General features: G+C 63.4%; 20 protein-coding genes, 2 pseudogenes and 1 riboswitch. Of the genes and pseudogenes, 13 read left to right on the forward strand and 9 right to left on the reverse strand.

Annotation, left to right across the window (positions count from 1 at the left end):
- Positions 1–90 precede the first annotated feature (90 nt).
- On the forward strand, positions 91–909 hold the full coding sequence (gene fabI / locus NKI49_RS11355) for an enoyl-ACP reductase FabI (RefSeq protein ID WP_352598723.1): 819 nt from the start codon (positions 91–93) through the stop codon (positions 907–909).
- Between the two features lie 41 nt (positions 910–950).
- Positions 951–1,538: a histidine phosphatase family protein gene (locus tag NKI49_RS11360; RefSeq protein WP_352598722.1), complete on the forward strand. Its 588-nt coding sequence runs from the start codon at positions 951–953 to the stop codon at positions 1,536–1,538.
- 79 nt (positions 1,539–1,617) lie between these two features.
- Here the strand turns inward: NKI49_RS11360 and NKI49_RS11365 are convergent, their stop codons facing one another.
- Positions 1,618–1,878 (reverse strand): DUF1344 domain-containing protein, encoded by a 261-nt coding sequence (locus tag NKI49_RS11365; protein ID WP_352695633.1) that lies wholly within the window; start codon positions 1,876–1,878, stop codon positions 1,618–1,620.
- Positions 1,879–2,062: 184 nt separating this feature from the next.
- Between NKI49_RS11365 and aroC the strand changes: the two genes are divergently transcribed.
- Both aroC and ribB read left to right on the forward strand, forming a co-directional pair.
- On the forward strand, positions 2,063–3,184 hold the full coding sequence (gene aroC, locus NKI49_RS11370; RefSeq protein WP_352598721.1) for a chorismate synthase: 1,122 nt from the start codon (positions 2,063–2,065) through the stop codon (positions 3,182–3,184).
- 109 nt (positions 3,185–3,293) lie between these two features.
- Positions 3,294–4,394, forward strand: a complete 1,101-nt coding sequence (gene ribB / locus NKI49_RS11375; protein WP_352598720.1) for a 3,4-dihydroxy-2-butanone-4-phosphate synthase — start codon at positions 3,294–3,296, stop codon at positions 4,392–4,394.
- A gap of 294 nt (positions 4,395–4,688) precedes the next feature.
- Here the strand turns inward: ribB and NKI49_RS11380 are convergent, their stop codons facing one another.
- A complete protein-coding gene (locus tag NKI49_RS11380; RefSeq protein ID WP_352598718.1) occupies positions 4,689–5,912 on the reverse strand; it encodes an MFS transporter in 1,224 nt (407 codons plus the stop codon).
- Positions 5,913–6,032: 120 nt separating this feature from the next.
- On the opposite strand from NKI49_RS11380, the gene NKI49_RS11385 reads away from it, so the two are divergent.
- The gene (locus NKI49_RS11385) at positions 6,033–6,641 is read left to right on the forward strand and encodes a TetR/AcrR family transcriptional regulator (protein WP_352598717.1); all 609 of its coding nucleotides are present in this window, start codon (positions 6,033–6,035) and stop codon (positions 6,639–6,641) included.
- A 78-nt stretch (positions 6,642–6,719) separates the two neighbouring features.
- On the opposite strand, the gene NKI49_RS11390 is transcribed toward NKI49_RS11385, so the two are convergent.
- The 3 genes from NKI49_RS11390 to NKI49_RS11400 are packed head-to-tail and all read right to left on the reverse strand — an operon-like array spanning position 6,720 to position 9,614.
- Entirely contained in the window at positions 6,720–7,391 is a 672-nt protein-coding gene (locus tag NKI49_RS11390) for an ABC transporter ATP-binding protein (protein WP_352598716.1), read from the reverse strand.
- Complete coding sequence (locus NKI49_RS11395) at positions 7,388–8,629, reverse strand: ABC transporter permease (RefSeq protein ID WP_352598715.1); 1,242 nt, start codon at positions 8,627–8,629, stop codon at positions 7,388–7,390. The genes NKI49_RS11390 and NKI49_RS11395 overlap by 4 nt, the downstream gene beginning before the upstream one ends.
- 7 nt (positions 8,630–8,636) lie before the next feature.
- Positions 8,637–9,614: an efflux RND transporter periplasmic adaptor subunit gene (locus NKI49_RS11400; protein WP_502899469.1), complete on the reverse strand. Its 978-nt coding sequence runs from the start codon at positions 9,612–9,614 to the stop codon at positions 8,637–8,639.
- Between the two features lie 80 nt (positions 9,615–9,694).
- Between NKI49_RS11400 and NKI49_RS11405 the strand changes: the two genes are divergently transcribed.
- Positions 9,695–10,465, forward strand: a complete 771-nt coding sequence (locus tag NKI49_RS11405) for a TetR/AcrR family transcriptional regulator (RefSeq protein ID WP_352598713.1) — start codon at positions 9,695–9,697, stop codon at positions 10,463–10,465.
- A 175-nt stretch (positions 10,466–10,640) separates the two neighbouring features.
- A complete protein-coding gene (locus NKI49_RS11410; protein ID WP_352598712.1) occupies positions 10,641–11,624 on the forward strand; it encodes a hypothetical protein in 984 nt (327 codons plus the stop codon).
- 83 nt (positions 11,625–11,707) lie between these two features.
- On the opposite strand, the pseudogene bluB reads toward NKI49_RS11410, so the two are convergent.
- Positions 11,708–12,376 (reverse strand): annotated as a pseudogene (gene bluB / locus NKI49_RS11415) (5,6-dimethylbenzimidazole synthase); the annotation flags it as partial.
- Positions 12,377–12,423: 47 nt separating this feature from the next.
- Positions 12,424–12,602, reverse strand: a riboswitch (cobalamin riboswitch).
- Positions 12,603–12,951: 349 nt separating this feature from the next.
- On the opposite strand from bluB, the gene NKI49_RS11420 reads away from it, so the two are divergent.
- The 6 genes from NKI49_RS11420 to NKI49_RS11445 all read left to right on the forward strand — a co-directional run bounded on the left by NKI49_RS11420 (position 12,952) and on the right by NKI49_RS11445 (position 17,953).
- Positions 12,952–13,878 (forward strand): histone deacetylase family protein, encoded by a 927-nt coding sequence (locus NKI49_RS11420; RefSeq protein ID WP_352598711.1) that lies wholly within the window; start codon positions 12,952–12,954, stop codon positions 13,876–13,878.
- Between the two features lie 3 nt (positions 13,879–13,881).
- Positions 13,882–14,133: an exodeoxyribonuclease VII small subunit gene (locus NKI49_RS11425; RefSeq protein WP_352598710.1), complete on the forward strand. Its 252-nt coding sequence runs from the start codon at positions 13,882–13,884 to the stop codon at positions 14,131–14,133.
- A 110-nt stretch (positions 14,134–14,243) separates the two neighbouring features.
- A complete protein-coding gene (locus tag NKI49_RS11430) occupies positions 14,244–14,510 on the forward strand; it encodes a DUF2277 domain-containing protein (protein WP_352598709.1) in 267 nt (88 codons plus the stop codon).
- Between the two features lie 39 nt (positions 14,511–14,549).
- Positions 14,550–15,470 (forward strand): pirin family protein, encoded by a 921-nt coding sequence (locus NKI49_RS11435; RefSeq protein WP_352695635.1) that lies wholly within the window; start codon positions 14,550–14,552, stop codon positions 15,468–15,470.
- A 146-nt stretch (positions 15,471–15,616) separates the two neighbouring features.
- On the forward strand, positions 15,617–17,530 hold the full coding sequence (gene dxs / locus NKI49_RS11440) for a 1-deoxy-D-xylulose-5-phosphate synthase (RefSeq protein ID WP_352598708.1): 1,914 nt from the start codon (positions 15,617–15,619) through the stop codon (positions 17,528–17,530).
- A gap of 147 nt (positions 17,531–17,677) precedes the next feature.
- Positions 17,678–17,953 (forward strand): hypothetical protein, encoded by a 276-nt coding sequence (locus NKI49_RS11445; RefSeq protein ID WP_352598707.1) that lies wholly within the window; start codon positions 17,678–17,680, stop codon positions 17,951–17,953.
- A gap of 161 nt (positions 17,954–18,114) precedes the next feature.
- On the opposite strand, the pseudogene NKI49_RS11450 reads toward NKI49_RS11445, so the two are convergent.
- The 3 genes and pseudogenes from NKI49_RS11450 to NKI49_RS11460 form a co-directional block, all read right to left on the reverse strand.
- Positions 18,115–18,510, reverse strand: a pseudogene (locus NKI49_RS11450) (GFA family protein); the annotation flags it as partial.
- Between the two features lie 103 nt (positions 18,511–18,613).
- Complete coding sequence (locus NKI49_RS11455; RefSeq protein WP_352598705.1) at positions 18,614–19,762, reverse strand: GNAT family N-acetyltransferase; 1,149 nt, start codon at positions 19,760–19,762, stop codon at positions 18,614–18,616.
- Positions 19,759–20,760, reverse strand: a complete 1,002-nt coding sequence (locus NKI49_RS11460) for a sterol desaturase family protein (protein WP_352598704.1) — start codon at positions 20,758–20,760, stop codon at positions 19,759–19,761. The genes NKI49_RS11455 and NKI49_RS11460 overlap by 4 nt, the downstream gene beginning before the upstream one ends.
- Positions 20,761–20,807 lie beyond the last annotated feature (47 nt).

Genomic DNA, 20,807 nt, shown 5'->3' on the forward strand with positions numbered 1-20,807 from the left:
CCCGAACTGTCCCGTTTGAGCGCTTGAAGGGGCTTTGTGCCTGTGCGATAGGGCTCTCCACAAAGCAGAAATCTTGCGGAGAGCACGCACATGGCGGGTGGACAGGGGCTTATGGCCGGCAAGCGCGGCCTTATTCTTGGCGTCGCCAACAACAGGTCGATCGCCTACGGCATCGCCAAGGCCTGCGTCGACCACGGTGCCGAAATTGCGCTGACCTATCAGGGTGAAGCCTTCAAGAAGCGCGTCGAGCCACTGGCTGCGGAACTCGGCGCCTTTGTCGCCGGTCATTGCGATGTGACCGATCCGGCGAGCCTCGATGAGGTTTTCGCCAATGTCGCCAGCCATTGGGGCAAGCTCGACTTCCTCGTCCATGCCATCGCTTTTTCCGACAAGGACGAGCTGACCGGCCGTTATGTCGAGACGACGCGCGACAATTTCCTGCGCACCATGGATATTTCGGTCTATTCCTTCACCACCATCGCCAAGCGCGCCGAGGCGCTGATGACCGATGGCGGTTCGCTGCTGACGCTGACCTATTATGGCGCCGAGAAGGTGATGCCGCATTACAACGTCATGGGTGTCGCCAAGGCGGCGCTCGAGGCCAGCGTGCGCTATCTCGCGGTCGATCTCGGCGGCAAGAAGATCCGCGTCAACGCGATTTCCGCCGGCCCGATCAAGACGCTCGCGGCATCCGGCATCGGCGATTTCCGCTACATCCTGAAGTGGAACGAGTACAATTCGCCGCTGAAGCAGACAGTCACGCAGGAAGAGGTCGGCGATTCCGCCGTCTATTTCCTGTCCGACCTGTCGCGTGGCGTTACCGGTGAAGTACACCATGTCGATTCGGGCTATCACGTCGTCGGCATGAAGGCGGTCGACGCGCCTGATATTTCGACGGTCAAGGATTAACTTCCTCCGCCCAGGCCCTGGCCCGACCTCCGGAAGACCTGATGTACCCGCTGGTTTATATCGTGCGCCACGGCCAGACCGCGTGGAATGCCGAATTCCGGCTTCAGGGGCAAGCCGATACCGACATCAACGCGCTCGGCCGCGAGCAGGCGAGCGCGAACGGGCATCGGTTGGCTAGCCTGATCTCCAATCCCGAAGAATTCGACTTCGTTGCCAGCCCGATGCGGCGGACGCGCGAGACGATGCAGCGCATTCGCGCCGCGATGAAGCTCGATCCGGATGCCTACCGGACCGATCCTCGCCTTGTCGAAGTCCATTTCGGCGATTGGCAGGGATTTACCTTTGCCGAGCTCGAGACGCGCTATCCCGGCGCGGGCAGGACGCGCGCGCTGGATAAATGGAACTTTCAGCCGCCCGGCGACGGCGCGGAGAGTTATCAGATGCTGCTCGTCCGGGTGAAGCCGTGGTTCGATGCGCTGAACCGGCAGACCGTGTGCGTGACCCATGGCGGCATCATGCGCACCTTGTTCCGCTTCGTTCTGGGAGTGGCCGAGAACGAAGCCGCGAATCTGCAGATACCGCAGGATCGCGTGCTGAGGCTCGAAGGCAGGAGCCTCGACTGGCTTTAGGCCGGCAATGCAGGGCAACCCTCAGCTTCGCCTCAGGATTACGAAGCGATGGGCATTTTCGCTCAACCGCGCCAGGCAGCTAGTTGGCCGAGCTGTCCGGCAGTTCCATGTCGGTGATGACGTTTTCGCCATTGGTCACATCATAGGCGATGACGATGTCCATGCCGGGCTTCAGCGCGTCGAGATCGGTCTCGTCGTTCATCTTGTACGATTTGCCGTCGTCCAGCGTCAGCGTCAGCGCATCCTTGTCGACCTTCTTGATCAGGCCTTCTGTCTGGCCGGCGAAAGCGGCGGTGGAAAGCAGCAGTGTGGCGGCAACAACGCCAATCAGGGTACGCATCATCGTCCTCTTTGGTCATTACGCCGCCTTGGATGGCGGCGGATCCTCAACGGCGGTTGGAAGAGAGCAGAAACCAACCGAATGTGTCAAAACTAAATCCGCCAGATCACAGTTTGACCCCTGTGAAAAACGCCAATAGAAGGCAGGCTTCAGCCGGTTCCGATGCCGGGCAGGGCACTTTGCGATGTCTCACAACACGTTCGGCCATCTTTTCCGTGTCACCACCTGGGGCGAAAGCCACGGCGCCGCACTTGGCTGCGTTGTCGACGGCTGCCCTCCCGGCATCCGCTTCACGCAGCGGGATATCCAGGCCGAACTCGACAAGCGCCGGCCGGGCCAGTCGCGTTTCGTCACCCAGCGCCGCGAACCGGACGAGGTGAAAGTGCTGTCGGGCTTCGTGCTCGACGAGGACGGCGAGACGATGACCACCACCGGCACGCCGGTCTCGATGATGATCGAGAATGTCGACCAGCGTTCGAAGGACTATGGCGAGATCGCCCGTCAATACCGGCCGGGTCATGCCGACTACACCTACGACGTCAAATACGGCATACGCGATTATCGTGGCGGCGGCCGCTCCTCGGCCCGCGAGACCGCCGCGCGCGTGGCGGCTGGCGCCTTGGCCCGCAAGGTGGTGCCCGGCATGGTGGTGCGCGGCGCGCTGGTGTCGATGGGCGAGAAGTCGATCGACCGCGCCAACTGGAACTGGAATTTCATCGGCGACGCGCAAAACCCGTTCTTCACCCCGGATCCCGCCTCCGTTCCCGTCTTCACGCAGTATCTCGACGGCATTCGCAAGTCCGGCTCCTCGGTCGGCGCGGTGATCGAGATTGTCGCCGACGGCGTTCCGGCAGGCCTCGGTGCGCCGATCTACGCCAAGCTCGACCAGGACATCGCCTCCGGCCTGATGTCGATCAACGCCGTCAAGGGTGTCGAGATCGGCAATGGTTTCGAGGCCGCCCGCATCACCGGCGAGCAGAACGCCGACGAGATGCGCATGGGCAATGACGGCAAGCCGGTGTTCCTGTCCAACAATGCCGGCGGTATTCTTGGCGGCATCTCGACCGGCCAGGCGATCGTTGCGCGCTTTGCCGTCAAGCCGACTTCATCGATCCTGACGCCGCGAAAGTCGATCGACAAGGACGGCAAGGACGTCGAGGTCATGACCAAGGGCCGCCATGACCCCTGCGTCGGCATCCGCGCGGTGCCCATCGGCGAGGCGATGGTTGCCTGCGCCATCGCCGATCATTATCTGCGACACAGAGGACAGACGGGAAGGGAAGGCAGTAGGGCAGTAGGGCAGTAGGGCAGTATGCTACGCCGTCCATCGAGACAGCGAAATTTTTCCTTTTCCCCTACTGCCCTACTGCCCTACTGCCTTACTCCCCTGTCTCTGCGAGAGAAGCGAGCATTCCATGTCTTACGACCAGAAGAAAATCGTCGAAGCCCTGCGTGCCTTCGAGCGCGGCGAGATCGTCGTCGTCATGGACGATGACGGTCGCGAGAACGAAGGCGACCTGATCGTCGCTGCCGTCCACTGCACACCGGAGAAGATGGCTTTCATCGTGCGCAACACGTCGGGCATCGTCTGCACGCCCATGCCGCGCGAGGAGGCAAAGCGGCTCAACCTGCAGCCGATGGTGGCCGACAATGATTCTGCCCACACGACCGCTTTCACGGTCAGCGTCGATTTCAAGCATGGTACGACGACAGGCATTTCGGCCGAGGATCGCACGCTGACCGTGCGCAATCTCGCCAACGGCAATGTCGGAGCTTCCGATTTCGTTCGTCCCGGCCATATCTTCCCGCTGATCGCACGCGAGGGCGGCGTCTTGATGCGCTCTGGCCATACCGAAGCCGCGGTGGATCTCTGCAAGCTCGCCGGCCTGCCGCCGATCGGTGTCATTTCGGAACTGGTCAATGACGACGGCACCGTCAAGCGCGGCCCGCAGGTGCAGGCATTCGCCGAGGAGCATGGACTGAAGCAGGTTTCGGTCGCCGACCTCATCGCCTACCGGCAACGCAAGGAAACATTGGTCGAACGCGTCGCTTGCTCCGAGATCGACACGCTAGGCGGCAAGGCGCAGGTCTTCACCTACACGCTGCCCTGGGACACCATGCATCACGTCGCCATCGTCTATGGCGATATCCGCGACGGCGAGGACGTGCCGGTGCGCCTGCATTCCGAGGATGTGGTGACCGATGTCTTCGGCACCAGCCACCGGCTCGACGGCATCATGAAGGCCATGGGCGAGCGCAAGCGCGGCGTCATCGTCTACCTGCGCGAGGGCTCGGTCGGTGTCGCCCACCAGGAGCGCAACCGGCCGGCGAGCGGCGACCGCGAGGACCACGAAGAGGCCCGCCGCCGCGAGAACGAATGGCGCGAGATCGGGCTCGGCGCCCAGATCCTCAAGGATCTCGGCATTTCGTCGATCAACCTGATCGCCTCGCGCGAACGCCACTATGTCGGTCTGGAAGGTTTTGGCATCCACATCGCCAAGACCGAGATTCTCTAACAGGCCGCCTAAAAGGGCTCCGAAAGTCCAAACTGTGGCCGAGAGTGTAGGGCGGGCGCCACGAATTCCGTCATCCTCGGGCTTGTCCCGAGGATCTGCCAGCATCGATGTAGGTGATTGAATGTAATAGTAATTATTCCCGGGCAATAGATCCTCGGGACAAGCCCGAGGATGACGGCGATAGCTATGACGCGCTTGCCCGCTGACGGAGCTGTTCGCCATTCCGTGAAACGGTGATGGCTCTGGAACCGGCTACGCAGGCGTCTGCCTGTTCGAAACCGGGCGCGTCACGGATCATTCGGCGGGAACGACGTCCGCTTCGCACCCATCCAACTCGCATTCATGGGTGGCAAGGCTGCGCTGACCCAGCAGCACGGTGACCAGCGCGATCGTGCCGGCCGCCACCGAGACCCAGAATCCGTTCTGGGCGCCGAACGCATCCACAACCGCGCCGGCGGCGAAGGAGCCGAGCGCCATGCCGATGCCGATGCCGGTCATCACCCAGGTGATGCCCTCGGTCAGCATCCCTTCCGGCACGTGGCGCTCGATCAGGCCGAAGGCTGTGATGAAGGTCGGCGAGATCGCCACGCCGCTGATGAAGACGGTCAGCGCCAGGAGCGGCACGCCGTCGGCGGTGAGCGGCAAAAGGGTGCTGACCGCGATGATGGCGATCGCGATTGCCAACTGGCGTTGCAGCGGTGCTTTCAGGTTGAGCGCGCCGACGACGATGCCGAGCACGAACGATCCCAGCGCGTAGACGCCGATGACGAGGCTGGCAGCGCCCGGCTGGCCGAACTCCTTGGTGATCGCCACGGTGCTCACTTCCGTCGTTGCAAAGGTCGCGCCGATGAAGATCAGGGCGAAGGTGATGATCTGCACCTGCCGCAGGCGGATCGCCGAGCCGCTTGAGCCATGGTCCACCGGTCGCACCTTCGGCTCGGTCGAGCGCTGCAGGATGAACGCCGTAGAGCCGAAGGCGAGGAAAAGTGTGCTCACGAGCATGCCGGCTTCCGGGAACAGTGCGGCAGCAAGGCCCACCGACAGCGATGCACCGGCCATGTAGACCAGCTCGTCCGCCGCCGACTCGAAGGCGAACGCGGTGTTCATCTGCGGTCGGCCGCGAAAGATCTCGGTCCAGCGCGCGCGCACCATGGCCGGGATGCTTGGCATGGCAGCGGCCAGCAGCGCCGACGCGAACAGTGTCCACACCGGCCAGTCCTGATTGGCGGACGCAATCAGTGCTGCGAACGCGAGCACGGAGATGATCGTGGTTGGCACGACGACCCGCGTCTGGCCTAGACGGTCCACCAGCCTCGATATTTGCGGCGCTAGGAACGCATTGGCCAACGCGAAGGTCGCCGAGACGGCGCCTGCCAGCCAATATTCGCCGCGCGTCTGCGACAGCATCGCGACGATGCCGATTGGCGCCATGGCGATCGGCAGGCGCGCCATGAAGCCGGCGGCGGCAAAGCCCTTGGCTCCTGGGGCGCGAAAGATTTCCGAATAGGGATTTTGCATGGTCCGGTTCCTCGACAAAGGACGATTCGACAATTACATACGCAGCGTATGAGTGTTAAATAGCCCATACGTCGCGTATGTCAATTGGCATACGCAGCGTATGTGAATAAGGCCAGAGCCATGCACAAGCCCCGCAAGGAAATGATCGCCGAGACGCGCGCCAAGCTGATCGCGGCCGCCCGCGAAGCCTTCGGCACGATCGGCTATGCCGAAGCGTCGATGGATGATTTCACCGCCTCGGCCGGACTGACGCGCGGCGCGCTCTACCACCATTTCGGCGACAAGAAGGGACTGCTGCAGGCGGTCATCGCCGAGATCGACGGCGAGATGGCCGCGCGCGTGAACGAAGTGGCGTCGCGAGCGCCAACCCGTTGGCAGCATTTCGTCGATGAATGCACCACCTATATCGAGATGGCGCTGGAGCCGGAAATCCAACGCATCATGTTCCGGGATGGCCCGGCCGTGCTGGGGGATCCGGCCCAGTGGCCGAATGCCAACGCCTGCATCGCTTCAATGACCGGCCACCTAGCCACGCTGCAGGAGGAGGGCGTTGTCGTTTCCAGCCTCGACCCCGAGACGGCCTCGCGGCTGATCAACGGAGCCAGCAGTCAGGCAGCGCAACGGATCGCCAATTCGACTGACCCTGAAGCGACGTCGAAGATGGTGGTGACGGCATTCAAGCAGCTGCTCGAGGGTTTGCTCAAAAGGCCCGGCCCGCCGGCTGTCTAGGTGTGTTGAGGTTCAGATCAGGCCGAGCGTAGAAAACCGCCATTTGCCGGCCGCACTTACCTGAAGATCGATCCACCCTCACTCGATCTTGCCATCGACAATATGGAGGCGGCGGTCCATCCGATCTGCCATGTCGATATTGTGCGTGACCGCGACTACTGTCTTGCCACGTTCGCGCACCAACTTTTCGAGAATCGTGAAGACCTGCTCGGAACTCTTCGAGTCCAGGCTTCCCGTCGGCTCGTCGGCGAGGATGAGCGGCGGATCGTTGGCGAGCGAGCGCGCTACCGCCACACGCTGGCGCTGGCCTCCCGAGAGCTGGTCGGGCCGCTTGTCGAGATGCTCGGCAAGTCCCAGCGAGCCAATCAGCTCGCCGGCGCGCTCGCGCATCTTTTCGCGCTCCAATCTGCCGAGCTTGCGCATCGGGATCTCGACATTCTCACGCACCGTGAATTCGGGCAGCAGGAAATGGAACTGGAACACAAAACCGAGCATCTCGAGCCGCGTCCTGGCCCGCTCCTTTTCGTCCATGGGGCCCGCGTCACGGCCGCCGATCATCAAGGTTCCGCGGGTCGGCCGATCGAGCAGCCCGAGCAGATAGAGAAGCGATGACTTGCCGGAGCCGGATGGGCCGGTGACGGCGATGAACTCCTTCTCGCCGATCTCAAGCGTGATGTCCTCGACCAGCGTGACGGGGACCGTTTCCGGCAGGATGCGCGTCAGCCCTTCGGTCTCGACCAGCGTGGTCATGTCGCGCCTCGGATGATGTCGACCGGGTGTTGCATCGCCGCTCGACGTGCCGGCAAATATCCGGCCACCGCCGCAGAACCGACGGCGAAGGCCGTGGCGATGACGTAATGCAGCACGCTCCAGGCGATCGGCAGATGCGTCATCTCCTGGCCGGTCGCGGCGATCTCGAAGCGCACCAGCGACAGCGCGTAGACCATCGCGAAGCCGAGCACCCAGCCGAGCGCCGAACCGCTTGCGCCGATCGCCACCCCTTCGAGCAGGAACAGCCGGCGCATGTCGGCCTCGGGGAAACCGAGCGACTTCATGATGGCGATGTCGCGCGCCTTCTCGTGGGTGATGGTGGAGATGATGTTGAAGATACCGAAGCCGGCCACCAGCATGATCGCGCCGACCACGGTGTACATGATGACGTTGCGGATGACGAAGGCTTCGAGGATGGATTCATTGGCCTCCTGCCACGCCACGGCCTTGTAACCGAGCTCGGCTTCGGCCCGCCGCGCCACCGCAGGCGCGCGGTTCGGGTCGTCGAGCTTGATGCGGATTTCGTTGATGGCGTTCGGCCGCACGGACAGGATCTGCGCATTCTTCAGAAGAATGTAGGCCTCGCTCTCGTCGCGCTGGGTCGTGCCGGTGTGGAACAGCCCGGCGATCTTGAAATTGCGCGCCTGGCCTTCCGAGGAAACCGCCGTGATCGTGTCGCCGAGCCCGGCGCCGAGCCGGTTCGCCATGGTGTCGCCGACGAGCACGTTGTTGCCGCCGGCCGCGAGCGCGGCGAAGCTGCCCTGGACGAAATCCTCCACGATTGGCGACACGCCGGGCTCGCGCTCCGGTTCGACGCCGAAGATTGTCGCGCCCACTTCGCGGCTCGAATAGCGGATCACGCCTTGTGTCTTGAGGCTCGGGGCGAAGCGTCCGGGAATCCAGCTTTCCAGCCAGGCGGTCGCCTCGGTCGGGTTGATGATGCCGCGGCGGTCGTCGCGCGGCCTCAGCCCCGAGATCGCGACAGCGTCGAACATATCCTCGGCCGGCTGGCGTCGGGCAGTGCGTTGCTCGTCGGTGATGTCGACATGGGGCATGGTGTCGACGAGTTGGCGCACGAAGTCATCCTGGCCGCCCTGCATGAGCGCTGCCATGGCGACCGAAAAGCCGACGCCGACCGCCACGCCGATCACCGCGACGAGCGTCTGCCGGCCGCGGCCGGCGATGTGCGTGATTGCGATGTCTAGGATCAGGGGCATCTTCACCTCATGATCCTTGGGCCGCCACACGGGCGCCGTCGGCGAGCTCCGCGGGGTAGGGCGACACGACCCGGTCCTGCTCGCCGATGCCGGACCACACCTCGACACCGTCCACGCCGCGGATGCCGGCGCGGATCTCGCGCCGCCGCGCCCGGTCGCCTTCGACCACGAATACATAGTTCCCCTGGACCGCAGCCGAGGGGATCAGCAGCGCGTTCTTCGCTTCGCGGGTGACGATGTTGACGTCGGTCGACATGCCGATCCTCAGCGGCGTGTCGTCCGGCAGGCGCAGGTAGACGCGATAGGTTTTCGCCACCGGGTCGCCCTTGGGCGTGATGCTGTCGACCATCGCCTGGAGGTTTTGTCCGAGGAACGCATCGGCCCTGAGGAGCACTCGCTGGCCGACCTCGACGCGCGCGATGTCTTCCTCGTTGACCTCCGCGACCACACGTAGCGGACGCGGCTCGCCGACCCAGAATAGCACGGTGCCGAGTTCGGCAATCTCGCCCACCTCGCCGTCCTGCCTCAACACGACGCCGGGGGCCGGCGCCCGCAATATGTAAGTCTCAAGCCGTGCCTTCTGCGCGGCAAGCAGCGCCTCGGTCTGCGATAGTTCGCTGCGTGCACGATCGAGCGCCTGCTGGCTCGCGGCATTCTTCTGCGCGAGCACGGTTTGGCGTTGGAACTCCTGTTCGGCTAGAGCCCGCCGCGCCTCAAGTTCGCCGAGCGCGGCCTTCGCCTCGCTGTCGTCAAGCTTGGCGAGCACATAGCCGCGCCCGACTCGCGATCCTTCGCAGTCGCATTGCTCGACGATCCTCTCGCGCACCACCGGCGCCACCTTGGCCCAGATCTTCGGCTCGACTGCGCCGCTGGCATAGACGATCTCGGCGGCGTTGCCGCGCTTGGCGGTCACCACCGAGACAGGTGTCGGTCTGAGAAAATACCAGGCTGCGGCACCGCCTGCCGCCGCCGCAACGATGATCATACCCGCAATCCAGCGCCTCAACCGCATGCAATGCTCCTTTTTGGCGGGACTTGTGGCGTCAGACCGACCGTCGGTCTATAGTGCCGGAAAACGTCTTGTCGGCTGCTGCGTTCCGGTCCGTCGATCACGTTTTCAGGAAAGCCGCCGGTGGGGGAACCTTATTGACCAGAGCCAGAAAAGCGCCCGAAATACGCACCGCCGAGCTTCTCGACTGCGCACAGCGCTTGTTCTTCGAGCGCGGTTATGACGACACGACGGTAAACGACATCATCCGCGCGGCCGGCCTGTCGAAGGGAGCCTTCTACCATTACTTCGCCTCCAAGGAGGCACTGCTGGAAGCGCTCGCGGCGCGGCTTGCCCGAGACAGCCTCGCCGAGCTGCAACCCATGCTCGACAATCCATCGCTCGACGCGGTCGGCCGGCTCAACGCGCTTTTCGCAGGTTCCCAGCGGCTGAACGTCGAACTCGCGCCGCAACTCAGGACGACCTTTGCGGTCCTGTTTCGGCCCGAGAACGTCGTGCTCTTCCACCGGGTCGACCTGGCCGCCAGGCAGCTTGCCCTGCCGTTGATCGCTGATCTGCTGGCGAAGGGCAGCGAGGAGGGCGCTTTCGACGTACCCGACCCCCTGGCGTTCGCCGACATGCTGCTGCAGATCAGGCTGATCTTTCGCGACGTGATGCATAGCGCGCTGCGCCAGGCCGACCAAGGAAACATCGAGGAGGCCGCACGCCTGCTCGACGAACGCCTGAGGCTATACGGCGTCGCGATCGATCGCCTGCTCAAGCTGCCCGACGGAACGATCAAAGCCGTGGAGCCGGGATTTGCCCGCGCTTTCCTGCAGGCGGGCTAGCCATCCTGCTTTACCAAAGATCGAGGTTCCGCTTCCGGACGGGAAACCGTTTCGCAGTTTTCCTGGAATTGCACTGATCAATCGCGGCAGTTGCGCGTGGCGTCACCTCCAGCGATTGACAATCGCCGGGTTGGGCGCATGCTCCCCAGCAGTCTCTCGGCGGGAGATTCGGGGCATGTGGGATTTCGATATCGGCAGGTCGGTGTCCATCATGATGCGGACATGGCCATTCATCGTCTTTCGCATGATCGTCTATTTCGGCATCACGCTGGCCTACATCATGGCGACGGGAACGGGTGCCTCCGTCGGCTACGGTCTCGGCCATATCTCCACCGATCCCGACGGGCCGCTGTCCTTTGCCTTATGGGGCGGCGTGGTCGGCTTCGGCGTCGTCTCGATCGCCGTTTACTGGATCCGCGAATACATCCTCTATGTCGTCAAGGCCGGCCATATCGCCGTCATGGTACATCTGATCGACGGCCGGGATGTCCCCGATGGTCAGAACCAGATCGCCTATGCCAGGCAAGTCGTCACAGAGCGTTTCGCCGAGGCCAACATCCTTTTCGTCATCGACCAGCTGGTCAAGGGTGCCATCCGCGCCATCACCGGCTTGCTAGGCGGCGTTGCCGCCTTCCTTCCTATTCCGGGCCTGAGCGGCTTGGTCTCTTTCCTCAACACGGTGATCCGCCTGTCGCTGACCTATGTCGACGAGATCATCCTCGGCTACAACATCCGCCTCAATTCGTCCTCGCCGTTCGAGACTGCCAGGCAAGGGGTCGTGCTCTACGCCCAGAACGGCAAGACCATGGTCAAGAACGCCGTCTGGCTGGCAGTCATCATGTGGGGCGTCTCCTTCGTGATTTTCCTGCTGATGCTGGCGCCGGCCGGCGCCATTCTTTTCCTGATGCCCGGCCAACTCGCCGGCTGGGCTTTCGTGCTCGCCATCGTTTTCGCCTGGGCTTTCAAGGCGGCCTTCATCGAACCCTTCGCCATCGCCTGCCTGATGCAGGTCTATTTCAAGACCATCGAGGGCCAGGTGCCCGACCCCGCCTGGGACGACCGGCTGGCCGAGGCGTCGTCGAAGTTCAGGGAACTCAGGGACAAGGCGCTGGCCTCCTTCGGCGGCTCGCGCTGGGGCACGGCCGGCGCGACATCCTGATCCGCGGGGCTGGCGGTCGCAGGTGCGGGGCCAACCGCGTTGAAGCGCGCCACGGTGGATTTGAGCGGCGCCTCGCCTGGGCCGCCAAAAATCTCGCTCATGATCAGTTCGGGCAGCGGCAGCCGCCGTCGCCAGCCATGCATCTCAAGGTCCGGTTTTGAGGCGAACTCCGAAACGCGGCCGACACAGAGGTAAGCGACCGGCGTCACATGCTCGGGAATCGATAGCAGGTCTTTCAGCGCCTGTGCCTCGATGATGCTGACCCAGCCGACGCCGACGCCTTCGGCGCGCGCCGCCAGCCAGAAATTCTGGACCGCGCACACCGTGCTGTAGAGATCCATCTCCGGATTGTGCCAGCGCCCAAGCGGCGAGTTCTTCGAGCGCTCGCGGTCGCAGGTGATGCAGATGTTGAGCGCGCTTTCGCAGATGCCTTCCAGCTTGAGCTTGCGATAGAGCGCCTGCCGCTCTGCCGCGATGGCGGGCAATTCCTGTTCGCGCGCGGCCAGGAACAGGTCGCGCACCTCCGCCCGTCGTGCGGCATCGCGAATGACGATGAAATTCCATGGCTGCATGAAGCCGACCGACGGCGCGTGGTGCGCGGCAAGCAGCAGCCGCGCCAGCAATTCGTCGTCGAGCGCTGTGGGCAGGAAATGGCTGCGCACGTCGCGCCGCGTGAACATGGCGCGATAGACCGCGTCGCGCGCCATCTGGTCAAATCCGTCGCCCATAGGAGCGGTCATGGTGTCCGGCATCGCTTGTCCCCTTGCGATTGCTATGATGCCAGCCGCCTGACCATGCGGATGACGATGCCTGCCAGGCCGGTCTTCTGGCTCGGGATCAACCCGCGTCCGGTGCCTTCCCGTCATCGACAGTGGCATTTACCGGCGCGGTCCCTCTTACAGCGTTGGGCACGCCACGGAGTTCAACCGTGTTCCCGATTCTCCCGCTTGCGCGGGCACCAGGCAGTGGCCGAGACCTTACGACGAAGCGCCGGCACCGCCAATCCCCTCGGCGACACGAACAGGCTCCGAACTCAGCTTGGCAGCTTTTTGTGCGCCGGCAGCTGTTCACGGTAGGAATTTTTTCCTTGACACCGTGACCGCCGCTATGATAGATATTCATCCATGGTGCTGATTTGCTCGAATGACCCACCGCACAGGCGGGTTTCTCGTCTGCTGCTTCTCAAACCAGCGCGCCGACGAACGCTCCGAAGGAACCGCTAACCCGGATTCGTTGCCTAGCGACAAGAATGGACGCAGGTGCGATTTCCCCAGCCATCAAGCCGCAACGCATGGCCATTGCGCCGTCAGGGCACTAGATAGAAAACATGGCCACCCGTCTCTACACCCATCCGATCTTTCTCGAGCACATCACGCCACCCGGCCACCCCGAGCGGCCCGATCGTTTGCGCGCCATAGAACGGGTGCTCGATGACGAAGCCTTCGCCGCGCTCGACCGCGTCAAGGCGCCTCAAGGCGATGAGGCCACCATCCTCTACGCGCATCCCGCCGACTTCGTCGCGCGCGTGCGCGCCGCCATTCCCGACGAAGGCATAGCTCGCATCGATGCCGACACCACCGCCAGCCCGAAGAGCTGGCAGGCGGCGATAACCGCGATCGGCGCCGCCAACGCCGCCGTCGACGACGTCTTTTCAGGCCGAGCCGACAATGTTTTCGTCGCCGCCCGCCCGCCTGGCCACCATGCCGAGAAAACCACCGCGATGGGGTTCTGCCTGTTCAATACCGCTGCGATTGCGGCGCGCTATGCGCAGAAGAAGCATGGCATCGAGCGCGTCGCCATCGTCGACTGGGACGTGCACCACGGCAACGGCACGCAGGACATTTTCTGGGACGATCCGTCGGTGCTCTATTGTTCGACGCACCAGATGCCGCTCTATCCCGGCACCGGCGCGAAGACCGAGACCGGCGCCGGCAATATCGTCAACGCCCCGTTGGCGCCGCAGACCGGCAGCGAGGTCTTTCGCGATGCCTTCCTGTCGCGCGTCCTGCCGGCGCTCGACAATTTCGCGCCCGAGCTGATCATCATTTCGGCCGGTTTCGACGCGCACCATCGCGATCCGCTGGCCGAGATCAATCTGACCGAGGACGATTTCGACTGGGCGACCGGCCAGCTGATGCAGCGCGCCGCGCGCCACAGCGGCAACCGCCTCGTCAGCCTGCTCGAGGGCGGCTACGATCTGCAGGGATTGGCATTTTCGGTCGCCGCCCATGTCGGGCGACTGATGAAAGGATGAATGATGGCTGATGCGACCAACGAAGACGTCAAGGCTATGAGCTTCGAACAGGCACTCGAGGCGCTGGAGAAGATCGTCGATGACCTCGAGCGCGGCGACGTGCCGCTCGACCAGTCGATCCGGATCTATGAGCGCGGCGAAGCGCTGAAGGTGCATTGCGACCGGCTGCTGAAGTCCGCCGAGGACAAGGTCGAGAAGATAAGGCTGTCGCGCGACGGCAAGCCTGTCGGCACCGAACCGCTGGATGCGGATTGAGGCGTCCCCCAACGGCGGTCTCGTCTCACCGACTTTTGGACACCATGATGATTAGGGATAAAGCTCGTCTCGATTGAAACGGCTCCACGGCAAGAGGAGATTAGGAAGCGATGTGCAGAAACATCAAGACCCTGTTCAATTTTGATCCGCCGGCAACCAATGACGAAGTCCGCGATGCGGCACTTCAGTTTGTCCGTAAGCTGAGCGGAACGACGCGGCCCTCGAAGCAGAACCAGCACGCGTTCGACCACGCCGTCGAGGCCATTGCCGCGTCGGCGCGCGAGCTGCTGGATTCGCTCGAAACCCATCAGCATCCCCGCAATCGCGAAGAAGTGGCGGCCAAGCTGCGGGCCAAGGCGGCGACCCGGTTTGCCTGATCCGGCCAAGCAGCCATTGGTCGCTGACAAGGAGAGTTCATGAGCTTCTTTCCCGGGAAGGATCCCGAAGTAGGCGACGCCTTTGCCAGCGACCAGATCGAGCTGATGGTCATCCCGAACGCCAAGGATATTGGCGGCTTTGAGGTGCGCCGCGCCCTGCCGACCGCCAAGAGGCGGCTGGTCGGGCCTTTCATCTTTTTCGACCGCATGGGGCCGGCGATCCTGCGCGCCGGCCAGGCGCTCGATGTCCGCCCGCATCCGCATATCGGCCTGTCGACGGTGACTTACCTGTTCGACGGCAAGATCCGGCATCGCGATTCGCTCGGCACCGAGATGGTCATCCAGCCCGGCGACGTGAACCTGATGACCGCCGGCCGCGGCATCGTCCATTCCGAGCGCACGCCGGAAGAACTGCGCGGTGCGCCGATGTCGGTCTCCGGTCTACAGACATGGCTGGCGCTGCCGGACGACAAGGAAGAGGTGGCGCCGGTGTTCGAGAACACTGCCGCCTTGCGCCTTCCCGGGATCGATGCCGAGGGCGTCAGCGGGCGCGTCGTCATCGGCGACTTCCAGGGATTGCAGTCTCCGGTCACGACAGCCTCCGACACGCTTTATGCGGACCTGCGCCTGGCGCCGGGCGCCAGCGTGAAGATCCCGCCCGATGCCGAGGAGCGCGCCATCTACACGCTGGAAGGCGAGGTATCGATTTCAGGCGATGTCTTTCCGGCGGAACGGCTGCTGGTGTTCCGGCCCGGTGACGAGATCGTCGTTTCGTCGGAGCGTGGCGCCCATTTCATGCTGTTCGGCGGCGCTTCGCTCGGCTCGAAGCGCTACATCTGGTGGAATTTCGTATCGTCCTCCAAGGAGCGCATCGAACAGGCCAAGCAGGAATGGAAGACAGGCCGCTTCGATATCGTTCCCGGAGATGAGGAAGAATTCATCCCGTTGCCGGAAAGCTAGTGTACGTCGCCCAAAAGTGGCCCCGGTTTTGGGAGAACGACATGCATGAAACAACGACCTAAAGCCTGATCCGCGTCGCTGCCAAGCATTTACTTTCGCCGGCCGGCGGCCTATCCCGCCCATGAACATACCGAGCAGGCCAACCCGTGAACGCTACGCCGCATACGCCGCTTCTCGACACGGTCCGCATCCCGGCCGACCTGCGCACGCTTGCCGAGAGCGATCTGCCGCAACTGGCTTCCGAGCTTCGCACCGAGCTGATCGACGCCGTGTCCCGCACTGGCGGCCATCTTGGCGCCGGCCTTGGCGTGGTCGAACTGACGGTGGCGCTGCACTATGTCTTCAACACGCCGGATGACAGGCTGATCTGGGACGTCGGCCATCAAGCCTATCCGCACAAGATCTTGACCGGCCGGCGCGACCGCATCCGCACCTTGCGGCAGGAGGACGGCCTTTCGGGCTTCACCCGCCGCGCCGAGAGCCAATACGATCCGTTCGGCGCCGCCCACTCCTCGACATCCATATCGGCCGGCCTCGGCATGGCCGCCGCCCGCGATCTCTCCGGCGGCCGCAACAACGTCGTCGCCGTCATCGGCGACGGCGCGATGTCGGCCGGCATGGCCTATGAGGCGATGAACAATGCCGGCGCGCTCGATGCCAGGCTCATCGTCATCCTCAACGATAACGACATGTCGATTGCCCCGCCGACCGGCGCGATGAGCGCCTATCTGGCGCGCCTCGCCTCGGGCAAGGCCTATGTCGGCCTGCGCGACTTCGGCAAGAAACTGACCTCCTATCTCGGCAAGCGCGCCGATCGCGCTATCACCAGGGCGGTCGAGCATGCGCGCGGCTACGTCACTGGCGGTACTCTGTTCGAGGAGCTCGGCTTCTATCATATCGGTCCCATCGACGGTCACAATCTGGAGCATCTCATCCCGGTTCTGAGGAATGTCCGCGACAATGGCAAAGGCCCGGTGCTGATCCATGTCGTCACTCAGAAGGGCAAGGGCTATGCGCCGGCCGAAGCCGCCGCCGACAAATATCACGGCGTCAACAAGTTCGACGTCATCACTGGCGCGCAGGCCAAGGCGCCAGCCAATGCGCCAGCCTACACCAAGGTGTTCGCCGAAAGCCTGATCAGGGAAGGCCGCGAGGACGACCGTATCGTCGCCGTCACCGCGGCGATGCCGAGCGGCACCGGGCTCGACCTGTTCGGCGAAGCGTTCCCGGCCAGGACGTTCGATGTCGGCATCGCCGAGCAGCACGCCGTGACCTTTGCCGCCGGCCTCGCCACCGAAGGCTACAAGCCCTTCGTGGCAATCTATTCGACCTTCCTGCAACGTGCCTACGACCAGGTCGTCCATGACGTCGCGATCCAGAAACTGCCAGTGCGTTTTCCCATCGACCGCGCCGGCTTCGTCGGCGCCGATGGCGCGACGCATTGCGGCGCCTTCGACACCACTTTCCTGGCAACACTGCCTGGCTTCGTCGTCATGGCGGCCGCCGACGAGGCGGAACTGCGCCATATGGTGCGCACCGCGGCAAGCTATGATGACGGCCCGATCGCCTTCCGCTATCCGCGCGGCAACGGCGTCGGCGTCGATATGCCGGAACGCGGCTCGGTGCTCGAACTTGGCAAGGGCCGCATCGTCAGGGAAGGCACGAAGGTCGCCCTGCTGTCTTTCGGCACCCGGCTGCAGGATTGTCTCGCGGCGGCCGAGGAACTTGGCGCGGCTGGACTTTCCACCACGGTTGCCGATGCCCGTTTCGCCAAGCCGCTCGACGAGGATTTGATCCGGCGGCTGGCGCGCTCGCACGAGGTTCTGGTGACGGTGGAAGAGGGCGCCGTCGGCGGCTTCGCCAGTCATGTGCTGCAGTTCCTCGCCCATGAGGGCTTGCTGGAAAGCGGCCTGAAAGTGCGTCCCCTGGTGCTGCCCGACGCGTTCACCGACCACGCCAAGCCGGAAAAGATGTATGCCGATGCCGGTCTCGATGCCGCCGGCATCGTGCGCACCGTTTTCATGGCGCTCGGACATACGGTCCGCGCCCAGCGCGCCTGACTCAAAACCTCAAGGACCTGCCCGGTTTACCGGCTTGCTTCCTTAACGCGTTGGTAATACTGCCGTTTGGCGTTTTGCTTACCGTGTCTCTTGGCCGTTTTTCAATGGCGCCCTGCTAGATCGGAACCAGGCAGGGAGACAACGACAATGAAGAGGCTTCTATGCGGCGCGGCCGTCTTGGCGGTCATCGCGGCACCCGCCGCCGCCGAAACGCGTTACGACCGCAATCTCGAAAAAGCGGCGGTGGGCATCGTCGCCAACAAGATGGGCGATATCCGCGGCGGTTTTTCCTACAAGCAGGTGCCGCAATTGGTCATCGCGCCGGCCGCGCCGGTCGAGCATCCGCGCAAGGAAGCAGCCGGCGACGTGGACGATGGCCTGTCTCCTGCCGTCGAGCGTCGGGCTTCGCGGACGATCTTCTAATGCATGTCGCTCAAAAGTGGCCCCGGTTTCGAGACAACGACATGCGTGAAACAAATAATGCATGTCGCTCAAAAAGTGACCCAGGTTTCGAGACAACGACATGCATGGAGCAAAGACCGGAGCGCGTCGCATGGATCCGTTTCGACGCGACGCGCGCTAGACCACATGTCGCCTACGCAGCGACCATCGCGCGGCAGGTCGTCAAAGGTGTCGAGACCGTCGAAATGGTCGATCGGCAAGCCGGCGACGGCCTCCGGTGCTGCAAGCCGCACATTGACCGCGATGCGTGTGCGCCCGGAGGCATCGGAGCGCAAGCCTCGCCAGGCAAGCACGCAGGCGCAAGTCGGACAGAATAGGATTTCGAGCGAAGGCGATTCCTTTCCGGGGCGCCTATAGCTGCTGACCGGTCCGGCAACGCGGACGCGTTCGTCGACATAGTCGTAGGCCCAGAGCGTGCCATAGCGACGGCAAAGCGTGCAGTTGCAGGCTGTGATCGACCCGGGATCGCCCTCCAGGGTCCAGTGGGTTGCCCCACAGTGGCAGGTTCCCGTCAGCATCCATCCTCCTCCGCACCGAGGTTCCAACGAGCGGTATCTGCTGCTTGAGAGGGGCATTTTATCGCGCTTGCCGCATGCAGGCGATCTAAAAAAGCTGGCAATGTTACTCCGCGGCCAGCTCTGCTTGTCTCGACGGTTTCTCGGAGCGCCAGGAATTCGTGGCGTGGCGGGCGCGGTCCGCCAGGGCGGCGAGGCGTCCGCGCAGGCTTCGCCCACCCATCACCGACGACAAGATCACCGATTGCGTCGCAAAACGGCGCTTGAAATCCTCCCCGCCGGAGAGAAAGTCGACCGTGGTCAAGCCCCGGTCAAGCGACCACTGGATGTAATCCATCATCAAGACCATGCCCGGCGAGGCCCGCTCGAAGGCCGGATCGTAGGTTGTGACGAAAGCCATCATCGTTCCATGCTGCTCGAAATTGATCGAGACGGCGATGATCGCATCGTCGCGTTCGAGCACGAAGATGCGGAGCAATCCGAGTTCGGCCAGGACCGAGACCAGGGCCGCCAGAGCGGCGGAGCCTTCGTCGAAGAGGTCCGAAACACGGCCGTGCTTTGCAAGCCATAGCCGCTTCAGCGCCGCCAAGCGCTCGAGCACCGGCTCGCGGGCTTCGTGCGCATCCATCAGGCGGAAGCGCAGCGCGCCGCCTTCTTCCATGAATTTGCGGCCGCGGCGATAGTTCTGCCGGGTCTTCTTCGATTGGCTTTCGAACCACTGCGCGCCGCTTTGCCCAGCGCCAGCGACACGATAGCTGATCTCGCTGCGGTGGTTTGGCTGCAAGATCCTGCCGCGGCCCGGGGCGGCAGCACTGAGCAGGGCCTGGAACCGGGCGTCGGGCAACAGGCGATTGAGATAGACGAGGTCGAAGCCGCCATGGTCGAGAATGCATTGCCAGAGCTGCGGCAGGATGTCCGGGTCGCCATCGGGAGCAAACAGGACATCGCCATAGTCGCAGTGATCCTTCGCCGCCCATTCCAGGACGCGGATGCCGGAGCGCCTGAAGGTCGCGAGCGCAATGACGGCTTCGAGCCGCTCGCCTCTCCAGACCAACCCGATCCTGAGGTCGCGCCGGTCCCGATGCGACGTCGTGCGCCACCAGGCCGAGATCCAGTCCGGATGCTGGAAGACGAGGCCGCCGGCGCGCTGCCAGAGCGCAGCCCAGGCGGGCGCGATTTCTTCAAGGCGCGCCGCCGAAGTCGCGATTTCGATCCGGTGCGTTCGCGGCAGCCGGTACACGACAGGCGCGTTCAAGGCTCGCTCCTTTGCAACGATTGCCGCGGCTCGGACTTGTCGGTTCGGAAGCGTCTGGCGATCAGCCGCCATATCCGCTTCAGCGGCAGGATGTAGAGGCCCGCGAGCGACTGATAGTCGCGCACGTTGCGTTCGATCAAGCCGAACTTGAAGTCCTCGTCCGGCCTGGGAACGCATAGGGTTCCGAAGAGCCGATCCCAGAACGAAAAAAGCAGGCCGAAGTTCTTGTCGTAATGGCGCGGGTCCGTGCTGTGGTGCAACTGATGCCAGTGCGGGCACAAGATCAGGTTGTTCAGCGGCCCAAACGAGATCTTGAAATGCGTGTGCCTGACGAAATCCATCATCAGTATGTTGCGTATGACATAGACGTTGACGCCGAAGACCGTCAGCTCGACCAGGTTCAGCGAGACCAGCGACCAGATGCCGAAGCAGATGCCGGGAATGACGCCGTCCCAGGCTCGGTTCATCAATTCGTCGAGCGGGTGGACGCGATCCTTGGTGATGCCGACCATCACCTCGGCCGAATGATGCACCTTGTGCAGTTCCCAGAGCACCGGATAGCGGTGCTGGGCGACATGATAGAGATAGTAGGAGATGTCGTAGGCGAGAAGCATCGTGATGGTGAAGATCGTCACCGTTACCGGCCCTGCCGGGCCCTCGATCAGGGGCGACTGTATCGCCAGGGGCGTCGAAAGCAGCCAGTTCGTCGCATAACCGACGGCGCCGACGAAAACGATTCCGGCAGGCAGCATGAGGAACGGCATCAGGGCCTTCCTCGTCACCCAGAACAGCAGGTCGGCCCTTGCCGAGGGGTGAGTGATGATTTCCTGCGGGATCGCGAACTCGAAGAATTCTTTCAGGCTCTTTTTCTCGACCGTGCGCCAATAGGCGACGATGGCGCTGGCGAGAGCAGTCAGAAACAGAAGCCCCGTCGCCAGCAGCCCGGCCCCAGAAATCCGGTCGAGAGCCTTGTAGACGATATCGATGGCCGTTTCCAAGATTGCCGCCTTTTCATCCCGTTTTACCGGTCTTCTCGATCATAACA

It is taken from the genome of Mesorhizobium sp. M0587, assembly GCF_040320945.1.
In the GTDB taxonomy this organism is placed as follows: Bacteria; Pseudomonadota; Alphaproteobacteria; order Rhizobiales; family Rhizobiaceae; genus Mesorhizobium.

Excerpts from the sequence above, each read along its gene's own strand:
- fabI (WP_352598723.1), top strand. The coding sequence starts at position 91 with ATGGCGGGTGGACAGGGGCTTATGGCCGGCAAGCGCGGCCTTATTCTT.
- NKI49_RS11360 (WP_352598722.1), top strand. The coding sequence starts at position 951 with ATGTACCCGCTGGTTTATATCGTGCGCCACGGCCAGACCGCGTGGAAT.
- NKI49_RS11365 (WP_352695633.1), bottom strand. The coding sequence starts at position 1,878 with ATGCGTACCCTGATTGGCGTTGTTGCCGCCACACTGCTGCTTTCCACC.
- aroC (WP_352598721.1), top strand. The coding sequence starts at position 2,063 with ATGTCTCACAACACGTTCGGCCATCTTTTCCGTGTCACCACCTGGGGC.
- ribB (WP_352598720.1), top strand. The coding sequence starts at position 3,294 with ATGTCTTACGACCAGAAGAAAATCGTCGAAGCCCTGCGTGCCTTCGAG.
- NKI49_RS11380 (WP_352598718.1), bottom strand. The coding sequence starts at position 5,912 with ATGCAAAATCCCTATTCGGAAATCTTTCGCGCCCCAGGAGCCAAGGGC.
- NKI49_RS11385 (WP_352598717.1), top strand. The coding sequence starts at position 6,033 with ATGCACAAGCCCCGCAAGGAAATGATCGCCGAGACGCGCGCCAAGCTG.
- NKI49_RS11390 (WP_352598716.1), bottom strand. The coding sequence starts at position 7,391 with ATGACCACGCTGGTCGAGACCGAAGGGCTGACGCGCATCCTGCCGGAA.
- NKI49_RS11395 (WP_352598715.1), bottom strand. The coding sequence starts at position 8,629 with ATGCCCCTGATCCTAGACATCGCAATCACGCACATCGCCGGCCGCGGC.
- NKI49_RS11400 (WP_502899469.1), bottom strand. The coding sequence starts at position 9,614 with ATGATCATCGTTGCGGCGGCGGCAGGCGGTGCCGCAGCCTGGTATTTT.
- NKI49_RS11410 (WP_352598712.1), top strand. The coding sequence starts at position 10,641 with ATGTGGGATTTCGATATCGGCAGGTCGGTGTCCATCATGATGCGGACA.
- NKI49_RS11420 (WP_352598711.1), top strand. The coding sequence starts at position 12,952 with ATGGCCACCCGTCTCTACACCCATCCGATCTTTCTCGAGCACATCACG.
- NKI49_RS11425 (WP_352598710.1), top strand. The coding sequence starts at position 13,882 with ATGGCTGATGCGACCAACGAAGACGTCAAGGCTATGAGCTTCGAACAG.
- NKI49_RS11430 (WP_352598709.1), top strand. The coding sequence starts at position 14,244 with ATGTGCAGAAACATCAAGACCCTGTTCAATTTTGATCCGCCGGCAACC.
- NKI49_RS11435 (WP_352695635.1), top strand. The coding sequence starts at position 14,550 with ATGAGCTTCTTTCCCGGGAAGGATCCCGAAGTAGGCGACGCCTTTGCC.
- NKI49_RS11445 (WP_352598707.1), top strand. The coding sequence starts at position 17,678 with ATGAAGAGGCTTCTATGCGGCGCGGCCGTCTTGGCGGTCATCGCGGCA.